The following is a 19,353-nucleotide window of genomic DNA, read 5'->3' as shown; positions in this document are numbered from 1 at the left end:
AGGGGTGAAAGTAATGAACCTAATGGAAAGAATTGAAGAGTTAAGAAACCTGATGAGAGAAAGAGGTATAGATGCATATATAGTACCTAGTTCAGATCCACATCAAAGTGAATATGTAGCTGAGCATTATACTGCTAGAGCTTTTATAACAGGATTTACAGGTTCAGCTGGTACTGCCATTATAACTTTAAAGGACGCTAATTTATGGACAGACGGAAGGTATTTCATACAAGCAGAAACTGAACTTAAAGATTCGGTTGTAACTCTATTTAGAATGGGTGATAGTGGAGTCCCAACTGTTGAGGTTTTTTTGAAAGAATCTCTTCATAAGGGAGCGAAAGTTGCTTTTGATGGCAAGGTTATTTCAGAAGAGTATTTTAGAGGGCTAAAGAAAGTCGTAGAAGGTAGTGAATTTACCTTTGAAGTTAATGAAGATTTAATAGATAAAGTTTGGAAGGGTAGACCAGAAAAACCTAGCAGTCAGGTAGTTCTACATGATGTAAAATATGCAGGAGAGTCAAGAGAGAAAAAACTTGCTGAAGTATCTCTTGTTATGAAGAGTATGGGAGCAGACTACTATGTTATATCAGGTCTTGATGACATAGCATGGCTATTAAACATTAGAGCAAGAGATGTTAAATGTAATCCACTAACAATAGCTTATTCAGTAATTTTCCAGGATAAATGTTGTTTATTCATCGATGATCTTAAAATTAGTTCAGAGGTTAGAACTGAGCTTGAAAAGGCTAATGTAGAAATATTGCCTTATGATAGCATAGGAAAATTCTTAGAAAATATCAAAGTAGGGACAATATTACTTGATGCAGCAAAAACCAGTACCTTCATATATAGTGCCATAAATATCAAAATTGTAGAGGCTATGAATATAACTACAAGACTTAAAGCTATAAAAAATGATATTGAGGTTCAAAATATTAGAAATGTAATGGTACGTGATGGTGTGGCTATGGTTAAATTTATTAGCTGGTTGAAGAAAACTATTAAAACACGTAATATTACCGAAATAGAAGCAGCAGATAAAATTGAGGGATTAAGAAGAGAAGGGGATAATTTCTATGATTTGAGCTTTGGGTCAATTTCAGCTTACGGAGGAAATGCTTCTATGCCTCATTATTCACCTACGGAGAAGAATCAAGCTACTATAGTGCAGAAGGGACTTTATTTATTAGATTCTGGTGCGCAATACTTAGATGGAACAACAGATATTACAAGGACACTAGCGGTTGGACCCTTAACTGACGAAGAAAGAATAGATTTTACACTAGTATTAAGAGGTATGATTGATTTAACAATGCAAAGATTTTTATATGGGACTACAGGTTCAAACCTAGATATTATAGCTAGAATTCCACTTTGGAATGCAGGCATGGATTATAAACATGGTACAGGACATGGAGTAGGTTTCTTCTTAAATGTTCACGAGGGACCACATAGGATAGCTATGGTGCCCAACACTGTTGTTCTAGAAAAAGGAATGGTAGTCTCTAATGAACCAGGAGTTTATAAAGCAGGAAAGCATGGTATTAGAATAGAAAACCTAGTTGTTGTGGGGGAAGAAGAGAAGACTGAGTATGGTGGACAATTTATGAAATTTGAAACTTTAACACTTTGTCCTATAGACGTGCAAGCTATGGATGTATCTTTACTTACATCTCAGGAAAAAGCATGGCTGAATAATTATCATAAAACTGTATTTGATAAACTTTCTACCTATTTAGAGGGAGAAGAACTAGAGTACTTAAAGAGGGCAACAGCAGCAATATAAGTAAATTAATAAGAGCTAAAGGTATGCAATATGCATACCTTTAGCTCTTTCACATTAGAGTGGGATTAATTTATAGTATTATTTAACTTTCAGCACAAATACATGAGGCGTAAGTCTGCCACTTTCAATTTTTATCTCTTGAAGAAGCTCAAGTTTATCGCTTTCCATTAAAATTTCTTTGAATAATTGTTTTTCTATGGTGTAAACAAATGCCATTCCATCTGGTTTTACAAGATTAGGAATTTTATTTACAAATTCACTATACAGGTCCGCGTACTTGTTATGGGTGGTGGATTTATTGTCAAAAGGCATATTTGTTATAATCTCATCAAAAAGTTCTGTGGTAGAGTATTCTAATATATCTTCATCTAATAATTCTATATTAACATTAGCTAATTTAGAATTTATTTCTGCGGCGGATATGGCTGTTCTAAATATATCAACTCCTGTTAAACTTTCAAACTCTTGTAATTTAGCTCTTTCAATAAGCATTGTCCCAGTGCCACAAAACGGGTCTATAACTCTAGCAGTAGGGGTTAGCCATTTTTCTATGGACTTCACTACAATAGCTGCAGTTACAGGATTTATTGATGTTGCTATATCGTTTTTTCTATAACTGAATCTATTATCTTTGAAGGAATATAGCTTAACATATACACTACAGAGATTATTATGTTCAATTATTCTAATTTCAACTTCATAGGAAGAAGGACTATTTTTTAAGTTCCCAGAAGATTTTTCATCCAGTTCTCTAGATAAGTTTTTTATAAACTCTGACCTATCCCTGTTATAATTCATAGTTCTAAATTCAACTCTGTACCAAAAGGGAGAATTAGAATCTTCATCATGACATTCCTTTAGAAAATCTACGATGTTTGCATTTATTATCTCATCAGCTATTATCTTATAATCCATCTCTAAGTCTTTGCACGCCTCTAGTGGGTACAAAAGCTCATAAAAAGTCCTACAGTTGTAGATCTTATCTAAATCTTTTTCGTGAATAATTATGCCATCATCTACAAGTCGACCTTCAATGGAGTTTTCGTCAAGCTCTCTTAAAGTGTGCTGATACTGGTAATTCATAACTGTAAGTAGCATAGGTACAGGGTTTTCAAGGCCTGTGAATTTATGGAGCACAGTAGGAGATAATTTATCTATGGCTCTTGTAAGGGCAAGTTTTTCCTCGTTAATATGCTTATTTGTTGTTACGAGAGTGCTATCTTCATTGCAAGCTTTTTCATTGGCTAATACATTTTCATACATGTTATTTAATTTCTCAGCGTCCACAAAGCTACCACAATTTCCGATTGCAAGTACATAGGAATATCTTACAAATAGCTTATCTTCAGAGTCATATGCGCTATATAGTGCTTCTAAATAATCAGGGTCTCCAAGTTCTCCAATAACACTACATACGTTCTTTCTTACTTTTGGGTCTGAATGCATAAGAAGAGCGCTAAGTTTATCTTTAGAGTTTCCAATAGTTCGTCTTAACATGCCCTTAGGTTTTTCCTTTTTCAGAATATCTCTCATAACAGAAAGAATTGCCCGTGGGTCCTCATCAGTTGTGATTCTTGACCATAATGTAGGAATTGAATTATTATAATCTAAGGAAAGTTTATTTACTATTGCAGATCGCTGTTTATCATCTGAAGTTTTTAGACTCTCTAAGAGTGCTTCGACTGTATCATTTATTTCTATCATTTGTTTCCCTCCTGTAGCTTTCGCTGGTGCACAAAACAATTATTAATTGTTTTGTCTCATATGTTTTAGTTTGTTAACTATAAGTATACCCTATATTTTGTGGTAATGGGGGGATATTAGTGTTTTATCTGTTTTTATTGTACTCTAGAAACATAAGTCCTAAATTCTTTAAAAATGGCATACCTTTTGAATAGTAATCATAAGTACCTTTGTTATTCACACATATAGTTGCTGTTAGCATAAATTCTTTGCCACTATGTTTATCTACTATATATGAATTATCTGTAAGCTGACCATAAGCAATTCCTATCTTATTATATATTTCTATGCCAGAAGGGATTTTAGAATTACCCCCACAAACCAAATATTTATAAGTTACATTACCTGTACCTTTCATATATTTTTTTAGGGAATTTGTATCATCTACAGTTAAATTGAACTGTCTATCTACATTCATATAGCTATTAAAAAATACAGTCTTAACCATGTCTTGTAGGTCTTCTATTGACATATAATTTTTATATGCGAAATTCTTAGAAGAATAACTGGTTTCACCTTTTCCTACAGAAATATTTGTTAGGCCATTGTTGTTATAGGAGGTGTTACTGTATATTAATGGTTGAGCATATAACTTTTTATTTCCAGAATAGAAGGCTATAGGGTTAGTATATTTATTATTTTCATAACTATTATTTCCAGATAACCTATGGATAATTTTGGAGTCTTTATACCCTTTTGATGATAATGTATCATTATAATATTTCTGTCCTAAAAATTCGTACAGTCTGCTAAATGAATCATTGTCACTGTATAAAAGAATTTTTTGTATATAGTTAGAAATAGTTTCTCCATTTCTAGGGGTTTGACCATTTCTTGCTGCACCTATATTCATAGTAGAGTATTTTGACAATCCGTTAATTTTTAAATTATTTATTTTATCTAATGACAATATACAAGAAGACAGTTTTACGCTACTTGCAGGATAAAAGTATTTTTTAGCATCTACATTATATTTATAAGAGGTAAATGTGGGGAGATTTGCATTGTCCCTATTAATTTCTGTATATAAAATCTGTAAATTGTATTTGTTGGGATTATTTATAATATCAAAGTCGAACATGCTTTTATTTTCAAATAAAAGATCCTTTATAAGCGCTTCTTCTTCTGCATAAGCTAGATTGGAAAAACTTAAAGTAACCAATAATACAATAACTAAATTAGATATAAATTTTTTCATTGTTGCAGCTCCTTTTTATAAAAAATGTTGACACACTTTATATTATGTGGAATAATTAATTTTTTAGTTAAAATAATTTATCTAAAGCCTTAAGAAACTGAGAATTTTTTGTTGAAAATTAATTATAACAATGGTATTCTTGTAAAAAAGAATATATTAATAAATTGGAGGATTTTAAAATGAATGAAACATTAAAAAATATAAGAAATAGAAGAAGCACAAGGGCGTTTTTACCAGAACAACTTGTAGACAAGGATATGCAAAAGATAATAGAGGCAGGTATTTATGCGCCAAGTGCTACAAATAAGCAACCATGGCATTTTATAGTAATACAAAGCAAGGACATGATAGATAGATTAAGTGTTGCTTTTAAAGGAATTGCAAGTAAATCTGATAATGAATATATTAGAAGATTTGCGGATAATGAAAAATTTCATGTCTTTTATAATGCTCCAACAGTGGTATTAGTATCGGGAGACAAAAAAAATGACTATGCCTCAGTTGATTGCGCAGCAGCAGTAGAAAATATGCTTATAGCAGCTGAATCCTTAAAAATTGGATCTTGCTGGATAGGGCTTATAGCTCATCTATTAAATAGCGAAGAAGGTGCAGAATTTGTTAAGGAGCTTGGAATACCAGAAGGTTTCAAACAAATCCATGCAACCTGCCTTGGATATAAAAAAATCATTATAACTACTGCACCAGCAAGAAAAGAAAACACGGTTAATTATATAAAATAATATTATAATCACATAAGGTGGCATTTATAATGTACGATAATAAGTGCGTCGCCAACTATTGGTAATTTCTATAGGTATTTACAAATACACAAAAGTGGTATATACTAAAGAAGTTATCTAATGTGCTTCATTAGCTCAGTTGGCTAGAGTACCTGACTCTTAATCAGGGTGCCCAGGGTTCGAATCCCTGATGTAGCACCAACATAAAAACAGATACCTCAATGGATTGAGGTATCTGTTTTTTTTTATTATATTGTGGCACCGCCAATATAGTTTTGTATGGCAAGAAAAGCTTTAATATCTATTTTTTCATTAGAGTTAATAAGATTCATAGCTTCCGGCCTTGATAAAAGCATAATTTCAATATCTTCATCATCTTCTAAATATTCTTTTGAAATTTTGCCACTACAAGTACAATAAACTAAGGCTACTGATTCATCTGTCATGCCTGTTGAAACATATACTTTAGGTTTGGTCTTATTGTAATCAATTTCAATTAAATCAAGTCCTGTTTCTTCCTTTAGTTCGCGCTTTGCAGTGGTTTCTAGGTCTTCGCCAGGATCTATAAGTCCGGCAGGAATTTCATAAACATAATCATTAAGAGGAATTCTAAATTGCTTTATAACAACTATTTTATCTTCATCCATATGAGTTGCTACTACTATAACAGCATCTATATTTTCATCTGCGCCATTAAAATAATTATTTCTTAATGTAGTTAAATCTTTTCTAGAAGCTATGGACCAATTTTTAAGTCCACCTTTTTTGTTGGTATACTCTGCATTATAAAGTTTTAAATACTTTGTATCTGCTAGTAATGTAATATTATTTACTGACATTTTTTCTCCAATCATACTCTATTTTATAATTATACTATTTACTCGAAATCTTCTATAATTCCCATTTCGTGCAACATATATATGTTATATAATAACACTTTGAAAGGTAAAAAACAAATAATGACATAATATTAATTAGCTAAGAAATATAAAATTACTATAATTCCTAGAATGATTCTATACCATCCGAATAATGTGAAATCGTGCTTTTTTATATAACCCATTAAAAATTTAATTGCCAATATAGACACTACAAAAGCAACGGACATTCCTACAAATAAAGTAATAACCTCAGCATTTGTAAAAACAAAACCGAATTTAACAAGTTTTAGAAGGCTTGCTCCGAACATAATAGGAATAGCTAGGAAAAATGTGAATTCTGCTGCAACAGTTCTAGATGTTCCGATTAGTATTGCACCAATTATAGTAGTTCCCGAACGAGATGTGCCAGGAATTAGTGCTAGTATTTGGAATATGCCTATAATAATTGCAGTTTTATAGGTGATTTGCTTTAGTTCATTGATCTTAGGTTTAAGATTTTTGTGTTTAGCCTCAATAACAATAAACAAAATACCATAGATAATTAGAGTAACTGCAACAGTTTGATAGTTATAGAACATTGCCTCAAGGGTATCATCATATAAAAAACCAATAATCCCTGCTGGAATACAGGCTACAACAATTTTAAGCCAAAGTGAAATAGTATCGTCTTTTATAGTTAACTTATCATTAACGAACAAAAAAGGATTTAGTTTCTTGAAGTACAAAACTACAACTGCCATAATTGCTCCAAGCTGGATAACTACTAAAAACATTTCTTTAAATGCTGCGCTCATATTGAGTTGTAAAAGCTCATCAACTAAAATCATATGGCCTGTACTACTGATGGGTATCCACTCCGTTAAACCTTCAACAATGCCAAGAATAACTGCCTTGATTATTTCAATAAATTCCATGTGTTAATCACTCCCATTAATAGCTTATTTATAAAATCAAGTATTTATGTAAAAAACAATGCATTTATAGTATACAACATATTATAATTAATTCTACAACTTTACAATGATTTCACGATATAACACGATAAAAATATATGAATTTGAGGCTTATTTGGAAAGAATTTAAATAATAGTTAAAGTCTTTACATTATGGGTTTAAAAATCAATGGGAAAGTAGAATAAAATTTGTTATACTACATATGAATTTAATATTAGAAAGAAATAAAAAAAGATAATTAAACGTGACATTTGTGAGGGGGAGAAAATGTTTTACTTTGTGAAAGATATAGAAGACGATGTGATGAATGTGAATTGCTTAAAGCAAGTTCCATTTTTGGAAGAGGCCATATATAATATGTCATTAGAAAAAATAACTAATGAATATGAAAATATAAAAAAATGGTTTATGTTTAATAAAATGGCTAACAATTTTCAGCTTAAAGGGGTAGCAGGAGAAGAGTTGAACTTTTTTATTATAGAGGATATTCCTTATGAGGATTTAGATTATACTCATGATATTTTACATAATAGAATTAAACAAAAAATGGGACCTCAATTTGAAAAATATAACTACAATTTAAGATTAAGATTGAGTAGGACATGCTCTAGAATATTATTTGATACTAAGATAAAATACATAATGGGTGCCACCAAGATATAATTGGTGCCACCCATTATATTTTGTTTTTTTAAAAAACATATGTTGTTTAAAGTGTCTCACTAGATGCAGATTTTTTCGTTAAAACGTCATTTATGCCAGATACTTTATTCTCATCTGTAAGCACTAATAAATAATCGCCAGAGAAAATAACAGTATCTCCTTGTGGAAGTATTTCTACTTCTCCTCGCCTAACTGCAACTAGTAGACAACTATTTGGCCATTTAATTTCTTTAACTTGTTTTCCATCTAATTCACAGCCCATACAAACAGAAAATTCTAATAGATGCTTATGTTTCTTATTACCAAAGGATATTTTTTCACCTGCATTGTGTAAAAATTTTTCTAGCAATGATTCATAAATAGGCTTTGAAGCTAAAATGTCTGCAACTATATATGCAACTATTGATACAATAGCTAGTGAAAGCAAATGGGTAAAGTTACCTGTCATTTCAGTAATTAGAATAGTTCCAGTTATGGGTGCTCTAACCACAGCTGTAAAATATCCTGCCATTGCAAGTATTATAAAGTTATTGACATACATGCTATCAAAATTTAAAAAATTTACAAGTACTACTCCATACAGATTTCCTATTAATGCTCCAATAGCAAGTAGCGGAAGAAATATACCCCCAGGTGCACCTGATCCATAACTTGCCATAGTGAATAAAAATTTAACTAAAAGTAGAATAACTAAAATAGTTAGTGGAAAATTTGTTGAAACTAGTGAGGTTATAAGATCATGTCCTCCACCTAAAGCTAGAGGTAGTACTATTCCAAGTACAACTGAAATTAGTAAGGGTATAATTATTCTCATTTCTTTTGGAAGCCACTTTTGACTTGAGTATAAGTCCTGAGTCTTTAAAAGAAATTTATTAAAGACTACTCCTAAAACACCTATTATAATTCCGAGTAAAATTATGTAAAAATAATATTTAAGTGGTAATATGGCTAGATTTTCAAAAGTGAAAACTGGTTTTAAGCCGAAGAAACTACTAGCAACCAAAACAGCGGATAACGATGCAGATAGAGCTGAGAGTAAAACTAATGGCGAAAAATTTTTATGAACCTCTTCTAAGGCAAACATAACTGCTGCCAGAGGAGCATTAAAGGCAGCGGCAAGTCCTGCAGAAGCACCACTTGTGATAAGATATTTTTCTTCTATTTTCACTCTTTTAAATACTTTGCTAAAGCCTTGACCAACTGCTGCACCGAGCTGTACAGATGGACCTTCACGTCCAAGAGAAAGACCTGAACCTATTGAAAGAACTCCGCCAATAAATTTGCCAAGTATAACTCTCCACCATGTCATATCAATTTTTCTAAGTAAAACTCCTTCTACCTGAGGGATTCCACTCCCACTTATCATAGGCTGATTTTTAACCATAAGTCCTACGATATATCCAATAATTATTATAGCCACAATCCATGGAAGTATAAGTATGGGTTTTATAGATAAAGTTTTGTAAACCCCAGTTAATAAAACTCCAGCTATTGACAATAAATAACGATACAGTACAATTAATAAACCTGTAATAATACCTACACCAATGCCTTCTAAAATAAGCTTTAATCTAAAACTATGCCAATGAAAAAGTGTATTGTAGGTATTGTTTTTGTTTTTTGATCTCATTTTTTATGCCTCCATTAGTATAATAAATATTTAGTATCTTTTATATATTTTAATACATGTAATTAATAACTTTATATATGATATATGTTACCATATATATATATCATACCATACACAAGCCCACATGTGTGATATAACTAAAATGAATAAATGGTGTAATTAATGGAAAACACTCTTATTAATACAGTAATACCATTAATTATAAATATATTATTTACTCATTTAAATGTTGATAAGTGGTAATTTAAATGGTAAGATATATAAATGATACCTTGAAGTATTCATCTGCTTACATTTAACTGTAAATGTAAAATTTGAATGTGCAATTCAGGTGTGAAATGGAGGATATAAAATGAAAAACAGTAATTTAAATAAAGAAAATATAAAAACCATAAAAATAAAAAAAATCATCTATTATATCTTAGGGATTCTAGAAGTCCTATTTGGATTTAGACTTGTTTTTAAGATTCTTGGAGCAAATCCTGGAAGTGCTTTTGTATCGAGCATCTATTCTATTACAAAATTATTTCTGACTCCTTTTAGCGGTATATTTAAAGTAGTTGTATCAAAGGGCAGTGAAATACAGTCGGTCCTAGAACCGCCTCTTATTATTGCTATGATCGTTTATGCACTATTAGCCTGGGGTATTGCTAAGTTAATTGATATAATTAGTAATCAAAAGGACACTGAAACTTTATAAATGAATTTATAGATCAAAAATTTATATAAAACGGGTGATAATTATGACTTTATCTGCAAATGCAATTAATAATATACTATTAAAGCAATATACAGCTGAAATAAAAAATAATAATGCCACCTCTAATACAGGCACAGTGAATCTTCAGAATGAAAAAGAAATGCAGGAAGCTGCGTTTCAAACAATACTTATGCAGATGACAGATAGCTCAGGTAATTCAATGATGGCAGAGCTTATGTCTGAAGCTTTATCAAAGCAAGGGTCTTTTAGTTTAGATGATTCATTGGGGGCTATAAGTAATTTTAATTCAACCATTAGAGGTGCATCCCGGGAAATATTTAATGATTACACACAGGGAGATAATGAAGTGGATGGGTTAGGGCTCACAGCTTCTAAATATGAATCCAATGTTAATCCAGGAACTATAAGCAATACACCAGGAGATTATGGTGGTAAATCTTATGGAGCGTGGCAATTTTCATCTAAAACAGGATCTTTAGATTCCTTTATAAACTCACTTAAAGGAAATAATAATGAGTTATATGAAAAATTATCAGGAGCAAAAGCTAAAGATGATAACAAATTTGATGTAAACTTTGACTCTGAATGGACAAGCATTGCCTCATCTAATAAAGAAGAATTTTTAAAGCTTCAGCATGATTGTATAAAGCAAGATTATTATGATAGTGCAGCGCAAGATTTGAAATTAAAATATGGGTTTGATATAAGTCAAAAGAGTGATGCTTTAAAAGAAAGCTTATTCTCCACAGTAGTTCAACATGGTGTAGGTGGAACTTCATCCTTGTTCTCGAAAATTAATTTGAATAATAGCGATAGTAATATCATAAATGATTTATATAACGAACGTCAAAAGGTTAATATTTATTTTAAAAGTAGTTCAGCGCAAGTAAAACAAAGTGTATATAATAGGTTTACAAAAGAAAAACAAGATATGTTAAGCATGTTAAATGGAAAAATTGTTTAATTGAAAATTAACGTTAAGAAGTCCAGTAGAATAATTATTCTACTGGACTTCTTTTGCTTTATGGATTTAATCAATATAAAAATGATTAATGTATGGAATATTAAAAATAAAACATACTAAATATAGCATGAAAAAAATATGTTAAAAAATATATTTGATCGGGGGAATAAGATGAAGAAACTTACTAAAATAACGTCTATTATACTAGCGGTGGGATTATTTATTAATACTTTCACAGGAGTTGCACAAGGTACCCAGCTTCAATTGGGGAATGCTTCTGCTGCTATAAGTGGTGTAAAAGAAATTAAAACAGGGAAAAATATTTATGGATTTAAGCTGGAATCTAAAAAATGGATACAGGATATACAATCTACTGCAATGATATTTAGACATATTAAAAGCGGAGCTAAACTTATTTATTTACAGAATGAGGATGAAAACAAGGTTTTTTCTATAAGTTTCCGTACCCCAGTAAATGATAATACTGGAGTGAATCATATTATTGAACATTCAGTACTTTGTGGTTCAAAGAAATATCCTGTTAAAGACCCATTTTTAATTATGACGAAGCAATCATTGAATACATTTATAAATGCTTTTACAGGTCCGGATTTTACAATGTACCCAGTAGCCAGTAAAAATGAAAAAGATTTTCACAATCTAATGGGTGTGTATTTGGATGCAGTGTTTTATCCTAATTTATCTGAAGATCCTAGAATACTTCAGCAAGAAGGTTGGCATTATGAAGTTAATAGCGAAACAGGTGAGTTGTATTATAATGGAATAGTATACAATGAAATGAAAGGAAATTATTCTTCACCTCAAATGTTACTAAGGAATATTATTAACAAGTCACTTTTTAAAGATAATTCATATGCTTTTGAATCAGGTGGCAATCCAGATAATATACCTGACTTAACCTACAAAAAATTCATACAAACATATAAAAAATATTATGTTCCATCAAATAGTTCTATCTATTTATATGGTAAATTAGATATTGAAAATACCTTAAAATTTATGAATGATAATTATTTGTCCAAACTCAAAAAAACTAGTGTGGATAGTGTAATTAAATTAGAGTGTTCACCTGAAGCAAAGTCTGAAAAAATAGCATTTTATCCAGTAGCTAAAGGCGCAAGTACAGAGAATATGACTTATTTATCATCTAATTATTTGATAAATAATGGAACAGATGTAGAGAGTGTTTTAGCTTTCCAAATTTTAGAATCAATCCTTTTAAATACTAAAGCGTCACCTCTAAGGAAAGCTTTAGGGGATAGCCATATTGGAGCTAATGCTTATGCGAATTTTAATTCTTCAATGGTTCAACCAACCTTTAGCATTGTTATCACCAATACAAATGAGTCGGAAAAAGATAAATTTGAAAAAGTTGTTGAGGATGCACTAAAGAAAATAGTAAAAGAAGGTTTTGATGAAGAATTAGTAAATTCTGTATTTGATGCTGCTGAATTTAGTTTGCGTACTGAACATTCAGATGCGAATAGAGGCATGAATTATATGTCCACTGCTATGAATTCGTGGAATTATGATATGAGTCCTACAGAATATCTAGAGGTAACTCCTGCACTTAACAAAATAAAATCTAAATTATCTACTGGATATTTTGAAAAGCTAATACAAAAATATTTGTTAGACAACAAACATAATTCAATAGTTGTATTAAAACCATCTAATGGTTTAAATGAAAGTAAAGAAGAAATATTAAAAGTGAAACTTGCATCCTTTAAATCATCCTTATCAGCGATAGAACTAGATAAAATTATAAAAGACACAGAAAACTTAAAAAAATGGCAAGATAATGTGGATTCCAAAGAAAACTTATCCGAAATACCAACACTAACACTGGGAGATATAAATGTATTAGCGGAACAAATTCCAACAATAGAAAAATTAGAAGGTGATATAAAAGTATTATATCATCCAATGTTTACTGATGGAATTACTTATTGCAATTTTTATTTTGACAGTTCAAAAGTACCTCAAAATGAAATATTATACTTGAAATTTATGTCTAATATACTAGGAAATATTAACACTGAAAAATATGACCACATGCAGTTATCAAATAAAATAATGAAGGATACTGGAGGGATTAGTTTTACTTCAACAGCATTTAAAAAAAATACTGATAGTACTGAGTACCATCCTAAAATGAGTATTTCGGTTAAAATGCTTAATAATACCTTACCAAATGCCTTGGAAATATTAGATGAAATAATAAATCATAGTATGTTTAATGATAAGAATCGTATTAAAGAATTAATTAAAATGTCAAGAATAAATTATGAGTCTATGTTTGCAAGTGGAGGTAATATCCTTGCCATGAAACGTGCGTTATCATATATATCGGACAGTGGTAAATATAACGGTTTGGATTATTTACCTTATTATGATTTTATTTGTAATTTAGATGATAACTTTGATACAGAATTTGATGGAATTGTAAAAAAATTAAACCATGTTAAAAATATTGTTTTTAACAAAGAAAAATTAGTGGTAAGTTATACCGGGGATGAAAAATTTTATTCTGAATTTTCTTTTAGCCTTAAGAAGTTGGAAGAAAAAATAACGGATGAAAAATTTCCAAAACAGGAATATAAGTTTGATTTTTCAACTAAGAATGAGGCTTTTGTCATTCCATCACAAGTACAATACGTGGTGAAGGCTGGAAGTTTTAAAGAAGCAGGATATAACTATAATGGAAGTATGAAGGTTCTTGAAAATATTTTAAATAGTGATTATTTATGGCAAAAACTTAGAATAAAAGGTGGTGCATACGGTGGGTCTATGAGTTTTACAAGTGAAGAAGTCTTATTCTATTCTTACCGTGATCCTAATTTAAAAGAAACATTGAATACTTTCGATGAGGCTGTAAATTTTTTGAAAAATTTTAAAGCCGATGATAGTGAAATGGCTAATTATATAATAGGAACTATAGGAAATATGGATTCACTAACATCCCCACAATATAAAGGTGTGATAGGGGACAATATGTATTTTAAAGGCATAACGCAGGAGGATGTTCAAAAACAGCGAGATGAGGTATTAGCTACTACTGCAGAAGATATAAGAAACTATGCAGCACTAATAGAAGATGTGGTAAAACAAAATTTTTATTGTGTTGCTGGTGGAGAAACTAAAGTAAATGAAAATAAGAAACTATTTCATAGAATTATTGTTCCTATTAAGAACTCTAAACAATAATAACTAGAATATAAGTATAAAAAGCCAGTAGAATCCACTGGCTTATTATGCTTTTAACTACAGTATTTGCTAGTCATATGTTATAATGTAAATAAATAGTATATACAATTAAGGAAGTGTTTAAGCAATGGATTTGATTAACAATAGATATAGGGTAATTGCAAATCTAAGTCAAGATAGGATTAAGTCATCCTATCTTGTTTCTGATGTTATAAACAATCACGATGAAATACAACTTAATATTATTAATTCTGAATTTGCATCACCTAGCCTCATAGACTTTTATGTAGCTGAGTTTAAAACATTAGAAACTGTAAATCATGCAAATATATGTAAGGTTTTTGATTTTGGAATGGTTCACACTATTGATAATCAAAAGGTTAATAATGGTGATTACTTTTATACAAATGAATATATTAAAAATGTTTTGAAGTTACATGAAGTAATCATAAATATAAAGAAAGACAATATTTTGGATATATTTGTTAAATTGTGTATGGTAGTGAATTATTTGCATCTTAGAGGATTTATTTATGGAGAACTTAATACTAACAACATAATGATTTCTCATGAAAATAACAAATATAATGTTATTATTAAGGATTTACTTACAATAGAAATTGAAAAACAAGATCACGATAGGGACAAGGCAGGGGAACTTAATTTTAAGGCGCCAGAGTATATTCTAGATAATGAAAGAACTATCGCATCGGATATATACTCAATGGGAATAGTTCTACTGGCTTTATGCAATATAGATGTATATTCGAATTTTAATATTGATGAGGATATTGAGAATTTGCAGAATAAGTTTAAATGTAAGGGAAATGTAAGCAGCGAAACCGTAGTATTTTATAATAATCTAATAAAAATTATAAAAAAAATGACACAGCAAAATTTAATAAATCGCTATAATAATATAAATGAAGTTGTGGAAGACATTAATGTAGCTTTTAATAAGAAGTATAGGTCGTTTATAACTGATGAAATTGAGAAATTAAATTTTAACACAAAAATAGTAGGTAGAGATGTTGAAATCGCTAAAATAATGAATGATTATGATAATTTAGTACAAGGTAATCCATCAAACAGAATTATCCTTGTTCAAGGTGAACAAGGTATTGGAAAAACAAGATTCTTAAAAGAAATTGGATATTTACTTTATATGAAAAGAGCTAATGTATATTCTAGTTTTAACATAGAAAATTCAAAGATAAAGGGGAATAAGGCAGTTGTACATATTTTAAAGGAAATAGTGGCTACATCTGAAGATGAAATAGTAAAAAGGTATCAAAGTGAACTTATAAAATTCATTCCTGAACTTGGACTTGGAAGTAACATTGTGGCTTCGGAAAGTTTAACAGTAGAAAAAGAAAAATACAGACTTATTAGTAGAATATATAGCTTTATCAAAGATTCTATTGTAAATAAGCCTACTATTTTTATTATAGATAATGCTAGTTTTTTAGATGACTTCTCATTAGAACTTTTAGAATACGTGAATGTTCAAAATTATGATGACCAAAATATAATGATTATTCTATCTTATAATAAAAGTGCTTATGATTTAAGTAATAATTTTCAGCAAGTATTAAATAAAAATTCTACAAATTACAATGTATCTTTAAAAAAATTAGATGATGAACAAACTGCTATTATGCTTCAACAAATACTTAATATGCCCAAAGTACCTAGTAAATTCGGAAAAAGTGTTTATAAAAAAACAGATGGTAATCCACTATTTATTGAAGAAACGTTAAAAGATTTTGTGGCTAAAAAAGCAATTTATATAAGCGAGAAGAATGGTAAATGGTATACCACTTTTGATTATGATGATATGCCAATTGCTTCAACAATGGAGCAGGCATTACTTAATCAAATAATGGAAATTAATGAGGCCAGTTACGAGATTTTAAGTGTTATAGCGATATTTAATACTGCTGTATCAATTGAAGTTATAGAGAAGTTTTTTGTTGGAACAGAAAGTAAGACAGAAATAAACATTGATGAGTTATGCTCTAAAGGGGTACTGTGTAAAAAAATTGAGGATATGGGTTTTGTATTTGATTTCTACAATAAGGTTCTTAAAACTTTAATATATAACAGACTAAGTGAAGAAGAACGAAAAGTAAGACATGAGTTTGCGGCGTCTGTTTTAGAAACTATTTTTGAAGATGAAGGAAGAGAAAATAAAGAAGAACTTATATATCATTTAGAAAAGGCTAATGATAAAGATAGGATTGTGAAGTATTGCGTAGAGCTTGCAGAAAAAATGGATTCTTTTAGATTAAAGGAAGAGGCTATCGCTAAGTATGAAAAGGCATTATCTATGTTATCTGATGATGAGGATGGAAATAAAAAAGTGGAAATTCTTCTTAAGGTAGGCGACATATACTTAGGTATTGGAAACCTATCAGGGTCACTAGAAACTTATAAAAAAATATATAGACTTACTATGAATTTAGTTGAGAAAAAACTTCAAGTTGATTGTGCAAATAAAATAGCATATATATATTTGAAAAAAAATGAAGTGAAAAAGGCACTTAAATATATAATGAAAAGTGCTGGTATATTACTTAATTTTGAATACATGGAAGGGCATCTAGAAAATAAAATAAATCTTGCAAATGTATATATCATAAAGCAGGAGTACAATAAAAGCTTTGATATATGTACTAATTGCATAAAAAAATGTGGGAATGATTATATAGAGTATAAAGGACTTATTTACAATATTCTTGGTATTATGTATACGGAAACTTCTAGAATAACACAGGCGTTAGATAGCTTTAAAATAGGACTAAGGTATTTTGAAGAAATTAATAACACTGAAGGTATGAGCCGTTGTTTAAATAATATTGGAGTGATTTATGGGGATCATTATCAAGATAATGAAACTGCTATTATTTATTATAATAAAAATTTAGTACTCTGTGAAGAAAATAATATAAGACATTCAGAGTTAATAGTATTAACTAACATAGCAACTAGTTATTGGGATAATTTTGATTATAATGCAGCATTAAAATATTTTAAAGATGTATTAGAAAAATCTAAAAATATGGAATTAGAAGGTAATATATTTTACATCTACAACTATCTTTCCAATGTTTGTTTAAAAATTGGAAATAACAAGGGTGCATATGAAAATTATCTGCTAGTACAAAAGGAATTAGAAGAGTTTCCAATTCAAGGTAAAGAGATTTCACTATATTACCAAATGGGAGCAGAACTTCATTGTAGTCTGGGAGATAATGATATAGCTTACGATTTAATTGGAAAAGCTCTAGGGATATATAATAACGATGGGACAATTCAGGATAATAATAGTAAGTTGTTATTGTTTATTTTAGAAATACATCGGGCAGAAAAAATAGGGGATATAAAGGGAATTATTCAGAATGTGGAGATATTACTAAATGGATATAAGAATAAAACAAATAACATCAATGCGGTATATGAGATTTGTATAACACTGTATGAAAATGGATATGTGCAGGAGGCTACTGATTTATTTGAAAGCCATCCTTTTAGTAATCAAAATAGTTTAGCTGATATGGTTAATATCAAAAGGTTATATTTAGAAGGTATCATAAAGGATGACCCAAATAACATACTGAGTTTAATGGTAGCATTGAATTTATCTAAGAAGGCAAAAAATAAACTCTTCCAATGGAAAATATGTAATGCTATAGGTGACAATTATTCGTCTAAGATGGATTATTTCTATGCAGTAAATTATTATTTTGAAGCCTGCGAGGTAATTAAAGACTGTACTATGCAACTTCCTAAGCACCTAAGAATCAATTATATTAATGCTCATAATAGGATGAAACCCTTTAATATGATTAAAGTGATAAGTAAGACGGATGAAAATACTAAATTGGGAAATTTAGAAGAAATTACTATTTCAAGTGTTGAAGATTTAGCAATTCTCTTTAATTATGATGCATTTGCTGAAATATTAAACAATAAAAAATTTGTTGAATCAGCACAAAAGATATATAGTTTCATTCTTCCAAAAGGGATTAATAATATAAATGATGTAATTACTAATATGAGTGAGGATCCACTTGAAACATTGGATGTGATTACAAAACTTATTTCGAGTATGGTTTTATCTTCTAGGAGCTTAATTATATCTGAAGGAAATGATAATGAGTACTTAGTTGTTGCGTCTAGTGATGGTAATTATGATATCACAGATATAAAATTAATTTTACAAAGGGTAAGGGAAACTAAAAACTCTATATTGCTAAGTGAACAATTTAATAATACAAAAAATGTTAAATTAAGATTCATGCCAGTTGGTATGAAATCCATAATGTGTATTCCAATTATAAGTAAAAAATATGTTTTTGAAGAATTATCTAAGGGTGAAATTAAAAGGGTTAATGAGCCGTCTAATCTAGAACATATAAAGGGCTATTTATATATGGAGTCTCAAAGAGTGCTAAATAATTTCAATGAGGATAGTTTGAGTAAATGTTTAGACTTAACTTCAATTATACGTTGTATTATGGGAAACTATTTGTTGAAAATAAGTTCTTCTATTGACAAACTAACAGGAACACTCACAAGGCGATTTTTAGAGGAAGAACTATTAGGACAAGTTGAAAAAGCAGAGGTTGCTAAGGGAGTATTCTCAATAATTATGTTCGATTTGGATAATTTTAAAGGAGTTAACGACAGATTTGGCCATCAAATGTTGAACGTCAAATTATAACTAATTGAAAAGTCATTTTATTTCTATTATTAGTAGGTGATTTACGTCAGATTACCTCTAAGAAATCAATTTATAAATAAGAAAACATCATTTTATTAGTATAATTTGTTTTAGCCAGC

12 protein-coding genes and 1 tRNA gene are annotated in these 19,353 nt (G+C 29.8%); 8 read left to right on the top strand and 5 right to left on the bottom strand.

The genetic code is table 11. The annotated features are described in order from the left end of the window. Positions 1 to 13: 13 nt before the first annotated feature. The gene (locus JJD95_RS05690; RefSeq protein WP_291641233.1) at positions 14 to 1,786 is read left to right on the top strand and encodes an aminopeptidase P family protein; all 1,773 of its coding nucleotides are present in this window, start codon (positions 14 to 16) and stop codon (positions 1,784 to 1,786) included. Between the two features lie 78 nt (positions 1,787 to 1,864). Here JJD95_RS05690 and JJD95_RS05685 read toward each other — a convergent pair whose 3' ends face one another. Both JJD95_RS05685 and JJD95_RS05680 read right to left on the bottom strand, forming a co-directional pair. After that, positions 1,865 to 3,490 carry a methyltransferase domain-containing protein gene (locus tag JJD95_RS05685; RefSeq protein ID WP_291641231.1) on the bottom strand — a complete coding sequence of 542 codons (1,626 nt, stop codon included), beginning with the start codon at positions 3,488 to 3,490 and terminating at the stop codon, positions 1,865 to 1,867. 124 nt (positions 3,491 to 3,614) lie between these two features. Beyond that, a complete protein-coding gene (locus tag JJD95_RS05680; protein ID WP_291641229.1) occupies positions 3,615 to 4,727 on the bottom strand; it encodes a serine hydrolase in 1,113 nt (370 codons plus the stop codon). Positions 4,728 to 4,906: 179 nt separating this feature from the next. Between JJD95_RS05680 and JJD95_RS05675 the strand changes: the two genes are divergently transcribed. Both JJD95_RS05675 and JJD95_RS05670 read left to right on the top strand, forming a co-directional pair. Continuing rightward, positions 4,907 to 5,467 carry a nitroreductase family protein gene (locus JJD95_RS05675; RefSeq protein ID WP_291641227.1) on the top strand — a complete coding sequence of 187 codons (561 nt, stop codon included), beginning with the start codon at positions 4,907 to 4,909 and terminating at the stop codon, positions 5,465 to 5,467. 124 nt (positions 5,468 to 5,591) lie between these two features. After that, positions 5,592 to 5,668, top strand: a tRNA-Lys gene (locus JJD95_RS05670). Between the two features lie 47 nt (positions 5,669 to 5,715). Here the strand turns inward: JJD95_RS05670 and JJD95_RS05665 are convergent. Together JJD95_RS05665 and JJD95_RS05660 are read right to left on the bottom strand one after the other, a co-directional pair. After that, positions 5,716 to 6,321: an NUDIX hydrolase gene (locus JJD95_RS05665; RefSeq protein ID WP_291641225.1), complete on the bottom strand. Its 606-nt coding sequence runs from the start codon at positions 6,319 to 6,321 to the stop codon at positions 5,716 to 5,718. A gap of 116 nt (positions 6,322 to 6,437) precedes the next feature. Beyond that, entirely contained in the window at positions 6,438 to 7,262 is an 825-nt protein-coding gene (locus JJD95_RS05660) for an undecaprenyl-diphosphate phosphatase (RefSeq protein ID WP_291641222.1), read from the bottom strand. Between the two features lie 307 nt (positions 7,263 to 7,569). Here JJD95_RS05660 and JJD95_RS05655 point away from each other — a divergent pair, with 307 nt between their 5' ends. Then, positions 7,570 to 7,965 carry a hypothetical protein gene (locus JJD95_RS05655; protein ID WP_291641220.1) on the top strand — a complete coding sequence of 132 codons (396 nt, stop codon included), beginning with the start codon at positions 7,570 to 7,572 and terminating at the stop codon, positions 7,963 to 7,965. A 46-nt stretch (positions 7,966 to 8,011) separates the two neighbouring features. On the opposite strand, the gene JJD95_RS05650 is transcribed toward JJD95_RS05655, so the two are convergent. Continuing rightward, a complete protein-coding gene (locus tag JJD95_RS05650; protein WP_291641218.1) occupies positions 8,012 to 9,595 on the bottom strand; it encodes a ClC family H(+)/Cl(-) exchange transporter in 1,584 nt (527 codons plus the stop codon). 352 nt (positions 9,596 to 9,947) lie between these two features. Here JJD95_RS05650 and JJD95_RS05645 point away from each other — a divergent pair, with 352 nt between their 5' ends. From JJD95_RS05645 to JJD95_RS05630, 4 genes are all read left to right on the top strand, one after another. Next, positions 9,948 to 10,295, top strand: a complete 348-nt coding sequence (locus tag JJD95_RS05645; RefSeq protein ID WP_291641216.1) for a YggT family protein — start codon at positions 9,948 to 9,950, stop codon at positions 10,293 to 10,295. 43 nt (positions 10,296 to 10,338) lie between these two features. Continuing rightward, complete coding sequence (locus JJD95_RS05640) at positions 10,339 to 11,280, top strand: vgrg protein (protein ID WP_291641214.1); 942 nt, start codon at positions 10,339 to 10,341, stop codon at positions 11,278 to 11,280. 171 nt (positions 11,281 to 11,451) lie between these two features. Beyond that, a complete protein-coding gene (locus JJD95_RS05635; RefSeq protein WP_291641212.1) occupies positions 11,452 to 14,508 on the top strand; it encodes an insulinase family protein in 3,057 nt (1,018 codons plus the stop codon). Positions 14,509 to 14,635: 127 nt separating this feature from the next. Next, a complete protein-coding gene (locus tag JJD95_RS05630) occupies positions 14,636 to 19,234 on the top strand; it encodes a diguanylate cyclase (RefSeq protein ID WP_291641210.1) in 4,599 nt (1,532 codons plus the stop codon). Positions 19,235 to 19,353: the final 119 nt, after the last annotated feature.

The organism is Clostridium sp. (assembly GCF_016650035.1).
GTDB lineage: Bacteria > Bacillota > Clostridia > Clostridiales > Clostridiaceae > Clostridium_AD.
This window is presented reverse-complemented; position numbering and strand designations above follow the sequence as displayed.